5 protein-coding genes are annotated in these 7,071 nt (G+C 60.9%); all 5 read right to left on the reverse strand.

The window, feature by feature from the left end; all coding sequences use genetic code 11:
- Window positions 1-1,425, reverse strand: a complete 1,425-nt coding sequence (locus PMI09_RS25580; RefSeq protein ID WP_007801247.1) for an efflux transporter outer membrane subunit — start codon at window positions 1,423-1,425, stop codon at window positions 1-3.
- 157 nt (window positions 1,426-1,582) lie between these two features.
- Window positions 1,583-4,687 (reverse strand): efflux RND transporter permease subunit, encoded by a 3,105-nt coding sequence (locus PMI09_RS25585; protein WP_007801253.1) that lies wholly within the window; start codon window positions 4,685-4,687, stop codon window positions 1,583-1,585.
- Between the two features lie 43 nt (window positions 4,688-4,730).
- Window positions 4,731-5,948, reverse strand: a complete 1,218-nt coding sequence (locus PMI09_RS25590) for an efflux RND transporter periplasmic adaptor subunit (protein WP_007801255.1) — start codon at window positions 5,946-5,948, stop codon at window positions 4,731-4,733.
- 137 nt (window positions 5,949-6,085) lie between these two features.
- The gene (locus PMI09_RS25595; protein WP_007801257.1) at window positions 6,086-6,688 is read right to left on the reverse strand and encodes a TetR family transcriptional regulator; all 603 of its coding nucleotides are present in this window, start codon (window positions 6,686-6,688) and stop codon (window positions 6,086-6,088) included.
- Window positions 6,689-6,791: 103 nt separating this feature from the next.
- Window positions 6,792-7,071: phosphoribosylaminoimidazolesuccinocarboxamide synthase (locus PMI09_RS25600; protein WP_007801259.1), on the reverse strand; the 280-nt coding region annotated here is incomplete at its 5' end.

A 7,071-nucleotide genomic window follows, 5' to 3' on the forward strand; every position in this document is an offset into this window, starting at 1 on the left:
TCAGCTTGCCTTTGGCGGCGCGGTGGTTCTGGGTGCGCCGGGATTGTAGCCGCCGCCGATGGCGACGTTGAGGGAGACATAGTCCTTGGCCATCTGCTGGATGGCGGCGGCCAGACTTGCCTGGGCCAGCGACACCTGGCGCTGCGCATCGAGCACGTCGAGCAGCGAGGAAGCGCCGTCCTTGTAGCTGGCGGTCGACAGTTCCAGGGTTTCCTGCGTCGTCTTCACCTGGGCGCGCAGCGCTTCCACCGTCTGGGCGTCGCGGCGCACCGCCGACAGCGCGTTCTCCACCTCTTCGACGGCATCCAGCACCGTTGACTTCCAGGCGAGATACTGCGTCTTGGCATCCGACTTGGCGATGTCGACATTGGCGCGCAGGCGGCCGCCGTCGAAGATCGGCAGCGTCAGGGTCGGGCCGAACGACCAGGTGGTCAGGCTGCCGCCGGAGAAGCCGGCCGGCTTGACATAGCTCGGCGAGATCGAGCCCGACAGGGTGATCGTCGGATAGAGCTGCGCGATGGCGACGCCGATATTGGCGGTGGCGGCGGCCAGATTGCGCTCGGCGACGCGAATGTCGGGCCGGTTGCGGATCAGGTCGGCCGGGATGCCGGAGACGATGCCGCCGCGGAAGATCGGCTGCGGCGCGCCCTTCAACAGCTCGCCGAGCAGCGAGCCGGCCGGCTGGCCGAGCAGCGTGGCGATGTGGTGGGCGGCAACGCGGATGTTGGTCTCCAGGCCGGGGATTTCGGCCTGCGTCGACTGCACCAGACCTTCGGCCTGGACGACGTCGAGGCGCGAGGCGGCACCGGCTTCGAGCTGGAACTGGGTCAGCTCGTAGGTTTCCTGGCGCGACTTCAGGTTGGCGCGCGACAGCGCCAGGCGCTCCTGGAAGAAGCGCAGGTCGATGTAGGAGTTCACCAGATCCTGCAGATAGGTGAGCTTGGCGACGTCGGCGCTGGAATAGGCGGCATCGAGCGTTGCCTGGGCGCTTTCCTTCGAGCGGCGGTACTGGCCGAACAGGTCGAGCAGCCAGGAGACGTTGGCTTCGCCGGCGCTGGTGTTGGTGGCGCCAATCGAGGTGCGGCGCTCGCCCATCGTGCCGCTGGTGGTGTGGCTGGCGCCGACCAACAGGCTCGGCAACGACCCGGCTCCGGCCACGGTGACGCCGCCGGCTGCCGCATTGATGCGCTCCAGCGCCTGCTGCACCGACAGGTTCTCGTTCAGCCCCTGGACCACCAGGCCGTTCAGCTTCGTGTCACGATAAGCCGTCCACCAGGCCGCCGTCGACACGTCGCCGATGTCCTTGGCGCCACCCTCGCTGAACTTCGCCGGAAGCGGCATCTCCGGGGGTACATGGTCCGGGCCACTCACACAGCCCGCGAGTAGAAGCAGAAACGCCGGAGAGGCAAAGCGAAAAGATGCCATTAAAAATCTTCCTGTAACTCGACCAAATCTATTCTTGTCAGAAGCCTTCATGCTTCGCTATCGGCCGCGCTTCGCTCGTACGAGAAACACCATCCCGAAGCAGTTGGCGGCAATGTATCAACGAGTCTCACCTTCTCACAGTGCATTTATATCACACTCACGCTTCATTTTTGCTCGTCCGCGAGAAGATCCGGCGGATAACAACGAAGAACGAGGGCACGAAGAAGATGCCGAGAGCGGTCGCGGCAAGCATACCGCCGAGCACGCCAATACCGATTGCGTTCTGCGCCGCAGAGCCTGCTCCGGTTGCGACTGCCAGCGGCACGACACCTAGAATGAAGGCAAGGGATGTCATGATAATGGGGCGCAGGCGCAAGCGCGCCGCCTCAAGAGTCGCCTCGAGCAGTCCCATTCCTGTTTCCATTCGGTCCTTCGCGAACTCCACGATCAGGATCGCGTTTTTCGCCGCCAGACCTATGGTCGTCAGCAGGCCGACCTTGAAGTAGACGTCGTTCGCCTGACCGAAGAGAGTTGCAGCGGCGAGGGCGCCGAGCACGCCGACCGGCACGGCCATGATGACCGAGAACGGGATCGACCAACTTTCGTAAAGCGCTGCCAGGCAGAGGAAGACGACGAGAACGGAAATCGCATAGAGCATCGGTGCCTGCGAACCGGACAGGCGTTCCTGATAGGAAATGCCCTGCCAGGCCACGGTGTAGCCGCCGCCCAATTGTTCAGTCAGCGCTTCCATTTCGTTCATGGCGTCGCCCGAGCTCACGCCCGGTGCCGACGCGCCCTCGAGCGGGATTGCGCTCACTGCATTGAAGCGTGCGAGTGTCGGGGCGCCCTTGACCCATTCGGTGCGGGTGAAGGCAGAGAAGGGCACCATTTCACCACTTGAGTTGCGGGCATACCAGTGATCGAGATCGTCAGGCTGCATGCGGAACGGCGCGTCACCCTGCACGTAGACCGGCTTGATCTCGCCATTCAAGGTGAAGTCGTTCACGTCGCGACCGGTAAAGATGACCGAGAGCATCGAGTTGACCGCGGTGATATCGACACCCATCGCGCCGATCTTTTCCTGGTCGATGACGATCTTCATCTGCGGCTCGACCTCCTTGTTGTTACTGCGCAGCGCGACGACCTTGCCGCTGGAGTTTGCGGCCTGGATCAAGCGCTTCGAGGCAGCGTCCAGAGCGTCGGTGCCGTGACCGCCGGTATCGACGAGATACATGGAGAAGCCGCTTGAGACGCCGAGACCCTGGATGGCCGGCGGCAGCAGCGCGAAGACCTGCGCTTCGCGGAAGGTGAAGAAGGTCTTCAGCGCCCGCGTCACGACAGCCTGCGCATGCAGGTTCGGATCCGTGCGCTCAGAGAAATCCTTGAGCTTAGTGAAAACGATGGCGCTGTTCTGGCCGGAACCATTGAAACCAAAGCCAAGGGCGCCAAAGACGGACTGCACAGCGTCTTTCTCGTTCTCGCGGTAGTATTTCTCGACCTTTTCGACGACGGCCTGGGTCTGCTGCGTCGTCGAGCCGGGAGGCGTCGTGACGATCGTCAGCAGCACACCCTGGTCTTCCTGTGGAAGGAAGGAGCTTGGCAGACGATTGAACAAGTAGGCGCAGCCAAGACCGATGAGGAGGAAGACCAGCATGACGCGGATCGGCCGTTTCAGCAGGTAGCCGATGCTCCGGACATAGCCGTTGGTAGAACGCGTGAAGTTGCGGTTGAACCAGTCACCGATCCGGTGCTTCTTGTGTTCGGTCACCGGCTTTAGCATGGTCGCGCAAAGCGCCGGCGTCAGGACGATCGCGACGAGTGCCGAAAGCAGCATCGCGGAGACGATCGTCACGGAGAACTGGCGGTAGATGATGCCGGTCGAGCCGCCGAAGAAAGCCATCGGGATAAAGACGGCTGTCAGGACGAGCGCGATACCAACGATGGCGCCGGTGATTTCGCCCATCGACTTCTCTGTGGCTTCGAGCGGCGACAGCTTCTCTTCCGTCATGATGCGCTCGACGTTTTCGACGACCACGATGGCGTCGTCGACGAGAAGGCCGATCGCCAAGACCATGGCAAACATCGTCAGCGTATTGATCGAATATCCCGCCATGGCGAGGATGCCGAAGGTCCCAAGCAAAACCACTGGCACGGCGATCGTCGGAATGAGTGTCGCCCGGAGGTTCTGCAGGAAGACCAAAAGGACGATGAAGACGAGAACGATGGCTTCGATCAGCGTGTGAACCACCTTTTCAATCGACAGTTCGACGAAGGGGGTCGTGTCGTACGGATAGGTGATTTCCACGCCTTCCGGCAGGCCGTGGCTGATGGTGTCGAGGGCAGAGCGAACGCGGTCGGCGGTATCGATGGCGTTGGCGCCGATGGCGAGGTTGACGGCAAAGCCGCTCGACGGCTGGCCGTTGTAGCGGGAGGAGCCGCCGTAGCTTTCCTGGCCGATCTCGATGCGTGCTACATCGCTGAGGCGGACGGTGGAACCGTCCTTTTCAACCTTCAAGATGATGTGCTCGAAGTCGGAAACGGTGGTGAGCTGGCTTTGCGCCGTGATGGTCACGTTGAGCTGCTGGCCGCCGACCGACGGCTGGGCGCCCAGCGATCCGACCGAAACCTGGGTGTTCTGCGCTTCGATCGCGGAGGTAACGTCGCCGGTCGTTAACTGATATTTCAATAGCTTGTACGGATCGAGCCACACGCGCATGGCATAACCCGAACCAAAGATGTTGATGCTGCCGACGCCCTCGATACGCTGGATCTGATCTTCGATGGACGTCGACATGATGTTGCCGAGGTCAACCGAGTTGCGCTTGCCGTCCGTCGAAACCAACGAGCCGACGAGCAGAATGCTCGAGGTCGAGCGGGTGACGCTGATGCCGGCGTCAATGACGTCGCTCGGCAGCTGGGACTGGACCAGCTGGAGCTTGTTTTGGACTTGGACCTGCGCGATGTCGGGGTCGGCGCTGGTGCCAAATGTCAGCGAGATGCTGGCAGACCCGGTCGACGAGGTCGACGTCATATAGGTCAGGTCGTCGAGGCCGGTCATGCCGTCTTCGATGATCGTCGTCACCGATTTCTCGACGGTTTCGGCGCTCGCGCCGCGATAGGTCGCATTGATGCGTACCGTGGTTGGCGCGATATCAGGATATTGCGAAATCGATAGCGTGAAGATTGCGAGCAGGCCCGCGAGCATGATCGTGATCGCGATGACCCAAGCAAAGATCGGGCGTCGGATGAAAAACTTGGCCATTGGCTTACTGTTCCTGTACGGCTTTGATCACGGTTCGTCGCGATTACTTCGCGGCGGGCTTTTGCGCTTCACCGGATGCGGCCTGATCAGCGGGCACAACGATCCCCTTGTCATTGATTTTCATCGGCATTGGCTTGACGGGCATGCCTGCGGAAATCGACTGCAGGCCGCTGACGATCAACTGATCGCCGTCGTTGATGCCCTCGGTAACGAGCCAGGCGTTGTTGGACGGCGATGCGTTTTCGAAGATACGGGTTTCGACTTTGCCGTCGGCTGAGACGAACTGCGCGGTCAGCTCACCATTCGCATTTCGGCTGGTTGCAAGCTGCGGCAGCGCATAGCCTTGCTCTGCGCCGAGTTCCAGCGTGGCGCGGACATACATGCCGGGCAGGATGATATGGTCGGGATTTGGAAAGCGGACGCGGATGATGAACGTGCCGGTCGTCTCGCTGACGACGGACTTCGACATGTCAAGCGTGCCCTTCTGGTCATACTCCTTGCCGTTTTCCAAGATGAGGCGGAAGGCGGCGTTGCCGGCATTGCCCTTGACTTCTCCGCTTCTGATCGCGTCGCGAAGCCGCAGCAGGTTCGTGCTCGATTCCGTCAGGAGGATATAGACGGGATCCAGCTGGCGTACGGTCGTGAGCGCCGTCGTCTGGTTGGCGGCGACGACGTTGCCGACGTTGTATGCCGTCTGGTCGATCACGCCATCGAATGGCGCAATGATCTTCGTGTGGTCGACATCGATTTCGGCGGCGGTTAGGGCTGCCTTTGCGGATTCGACCTCGGCCTGCGCCTGCAGAAGGTTGGTGCGCGCCGTCTCAAGTTCGATTTGCGTCGCGCCCGAACCGACAAGGCGCTGATAGCGATCGAAATTGCTTTGCGCGCTCGGAACGCTTGCTTCTGCCTTGGCAATGGCGGCGCGTGCCTGTGCAGCGGTTGCCAGATAGGGCGCGTCTTCGATCTGGTAGAGAACGTCACCCTTCTTGACTTCGCCACCTTCCTTGAAGGGGATCTTCTCGATGATGCCGCTAACTTGTGGGCGAATGTCGGCAATCTGCGAAGCTTCGGCGCGGCCTGGCAAGATCGTGGTGACAGGGAAGCTGCCCTTCGTCAGGGATATGACACCAACCGGGGCGGCCTGCTGAGCAGCGGCACCCGCGGCGCCGGCTGCGCCCTGCTTGTTACCGCTATCGCTGCATGCGGCGAGTACCCCGCCGAGAGCAAGGGCGGAGGAAACGAGGAAAATGCGCCGTATCATAATGAATTCCTTGTGCGGTGGCGTCCGAACCAATGGCCTTCATCAACAATGAGGGCCGATCATCGATCCAGAATCGAATGCCACTGATCCGAATTTAAGAAAGACTTTACGAAGTGACGTAAGTTATGAATCGTCACTTAGCAAGCGCTATTTTGCAGTGCGGCATCGACGAAAATGACGATCTGCTTTGCGCGGTGGACAAGTGTGTCCTTATCATCACGGGCGATCAGAACTGGGTGCAGGACGCTTGCCAGGACATCGGCAACTGTGCTGGCGGCATCTTGCGGGTTGCTGCAATGGTAGCGTCCCGCGGCGATCCCTACCCGTATGATATCGTCCAGCTTTTGAACGATGCGCTCTTTGTATCGATTGCCGGCCTCGAGCTTGGCTTGCACCGTCATCAGGACCATTTCGAAGATATAAGGGTTCTGCTGAATGTCCTGCAGATGGCTGTCGAGCAGGCGCAATACAAAGCGCAGCAGCTGCTCGTTGGGCGGCAGTTCATCGTCGAAGGCGGCAAAGCGATCTGCGACCTCGCCGAGGTGGCGTTCCGCAATGGCGTCGACAAGCGCGCTTTTCGAACGGAAATGCTTGAAAACATTGGCCGGCGACATACCGAGCGAGGCGGCAATGTCGGCGATGGAAACGGCGACGAAACCACGTTGGCGGAACAGCAATTCTGCCATGGAGAGAATGTCTTCGCGGGTCTCTTCGGCCTTGCGTCTTGGCCTGCGTGCCATCCATTCCCCCGCCGGCTTGAGGCCGGCACCCCAGTTTTACAGATGCTAGCGCCAACGACGGAAAGCCTGCAAGCCAATGTTGCAGGCTTCCTGCGCGGCGGCCTTACGAGAAGTAGGCCGACAGACTTTTGCGGATGCGCTCGACCGGGGTTGCTCCGCTGTCGTCGGGAACAAAGTGTTGCGCCGTGATGCTTTCGTAGGCCTTGATGTAGACTTCGGAGGTCTGCTGGATCAGTTCGACGGGGATTTCCGGGATCTCATCCTTATAAGGGTCGCAGCGCTCCGCGACCCAGGCGCGCACAAAGTCCTTGTCGAAGCTTGTCGGACGTGTTCCGGCCTCGAAGCTTGCCTGATAGCTGTCGGCGAGCCAGTAGCGGCTGGCG

The sequence above is a fragment of the Rhizobium sp. CF122 genome (genome assembly GCF_000282035.1).
In the GTDB taxonomy this organism is placed as follows: Bacteria; Pseudomonadota; Alphaproteobacteria; order Rhizobiales; family Rhizobiaceae; genus Rhizobium.

What these genes read in the sequence shown, in the direction of transcription:
- PMI09_RS25595 (WP_007801257.1), bottom strand. Translation starts at nt 6,688, where the DNA reads ATGGCACGCAGGCCAAGACGCAAGGCCGAAGAGACCCGCGAAGACATT.
- PMI09_RS25585 (WP_007801253.1), bottom strand. Translation starts at nt 4,687, where the DNA reads ATGGCCAAGTTTTTCATCCGACGCCCGATCTTTGCTTGGGTCATCGCG.
- PMI09_RS25580 (WP_007801247.1), bottom strand. Translation starts at nt 1,425, where the DNA reads ATGGCATCTTTTCGCTTTGCCTCTCCGGCGTTTCTGCTTCTACTCGCG.
- PMI09_RS25590 (WP_007801255.1), bottom strand. Translation starts at nt 5,948, where the DNA reads ATGATACGGCGCATTTTCCTCGTTTCCTCCGCCCTTGCTCTCGGCGGG.